Genomic DNA, 1,842 nt, shown 5'->3' on the forward strand with positions numbered 1-1,842 from the left:
GAATCGGCATAGGGGACGGCCTTCACAGGCCGTTCCCCTGCCACACCACCCGGCATGCGGGTCCGCACCGGGCGGTTCGAGAGATTGAGGTCAGGAGAGACGCGGTAAACCCGTTCTGTCGAACCACGCTATATCGAGCACTCGGTTGAGTTCAAGAGCGCTATTGCGCCACCAGCAGCGAGAGTTTCCCGCCACTTTGCGAGCGGTAACCTCACTTGCACCCAACTTGCGTAGCTCTCGATAGATCGTTGAACTACGCCGCCATTGCTTGAGCTGGATTGCTCGTAGTCGGTGTCGTATCCATTTGTCCAGCTCTCGCCAGATTCTGGGAGTTTGCGACAAGCCGAAATATCCCTTCCAGCCCAGCATGTAGGGCCTTAATCGGTCGACAACTTGTTGCAAGCTGCGGCCACCTGAGCGCCGGGTAAACCAGCGGATGCGTTGTTTGAACTGCTTGCGCGCTTTGACTGCTACCGTTCTCTGGACGCCTTTGGGCGACGTCCAAAAGGCATAGCCCAGAAACTTGCGGCCAAACGCACTCGCTACTGCACTCTTGCTCTCGTTGACGCTCAAGTGCAGCTTTTCATACAGACGCTTTAGCAGAGCCATTACCCGCTGCCCAGCCTTGCGGCTGCGAACATACACGTTCGCATCGTCGGCATAGCGCACAAAGCAATGACTTCGACGCTCAAGTTCCCGATCCACTTCGTCCAGCAGCACGTTCGCCAACAACGGCGACAGCGGGCCGCCTTGCGGCGCCCCGCAGCGGCTTTTCTCGACCACGCCATCGATCAGCGTTCCCGCATCCAGATACGCCCGAATCAGCCGGATAACCGCCTGATTCGTAATCCGCTTGCGTAAACGATCAATCAAAATGTCATGGTCGACCCGGTCGAAGAATTTCTCCAGATCAACATCCACCACCACTTTGCGCCCCGAGGACACATGACGTTGGGCCGCCAGAACGGCGTCCTGCGCACTGCGTCCCGGACGAAAGCCGTAGCTGTGTTCGCTGAAAGTCGGATCGAGGAGTGGCTGCAAGACTTGCAGCAAGGCTTGCTGGATCAAACGATCGGTGACCGTCGGAATGCCCAGCTCGCGCTGACCGCCGTCGGGCTTGGGAATGACCACACGGCGTACCGGACGGGGCCGGTAGACACCTGACAGAAGCTGTTCACGAATCGCCGCCCACTGAGTGAGCAGATGTTCGGCCGTCTGTTCAATGTCCAGACCGTCGACTCCCGCTGCACCTTTGTTGGCCTTGACCCGCTTCCATGCCCGCTTCAGGTTTTCTCTCGCAAAGGCCCGATCCAGCAGCCCTTGCCCTGCGTTGTCGGATTCATCTTGCGGGCGATTGACCTCGTCGCTGATGGGGCTTCTCACGGTTTCACCGCTCGTGTCCTCACATCCGCCCCGCGTTTGGCAGGCATCTGACTTCCGGTCGTTCGCATCAACATGGCCTATAACGCTTTCTCTCGTTCGGCCCTTCGTCAAAAAAAAAAAAAGACTACTACGGCCTCTGCTGACTTCTCGCTCCGGTTTGCACCGTCACCCTTTCAGGCACGAGGCGAGATCTCCCCAGGTAAGAACGCAATCCTTCCCCGCACAACCGCCGGATTTACGTTGCCGCCCGTTGACCACAAGAGCTTCGCAGTTACATGCCCGCTCGCCCTGGTCGGCATCGCCTTGTATCCGGTTCTTGTCCATCGGCTCACGGTTTCGCTCCACGCTTCCTCCCCACACTCGGTCGCCCTCATGCAGTTGCGCTTCACTTCGTTCGCTGTGGCCAGCTTACGGCGGGACTTTCACCCGCAAGATTGCGCCCATGCTGGGCGCACATGT

The 1,842-nt window shown here is 58.7% G+C and carries 1 protein-coding gene; it reads right to left on the reverse strand.

The genetic code is table 11. From position 1 onward, the window contains the following. Positions 1–90: 90 nt before the first annotated feature. A complete protein-coding gene (gene ltrA, locus BSF44_RS29090) occupies positions 91–1,383 on the reverse strand; it encodes a group II intron reverse transcriptase/maturase (RefSeq protein WP_095946421.1) in 1,293 nt (430 codons plus the stop codon). Positions 1,384–1,842 lie beyond the last annotated feature (459 nt).

It is taken from the genome of Pseudomonas sp. ACN8 (assembly GCF_002303925.1).
In the GTDB taxonomy this organism is placed as follows: domain Bacteria; phylum Pseudomonadota; class Gammaproteobacteria; order Pseudomonadales; family Pseudomonadaceae; genus Aquipseudomonas.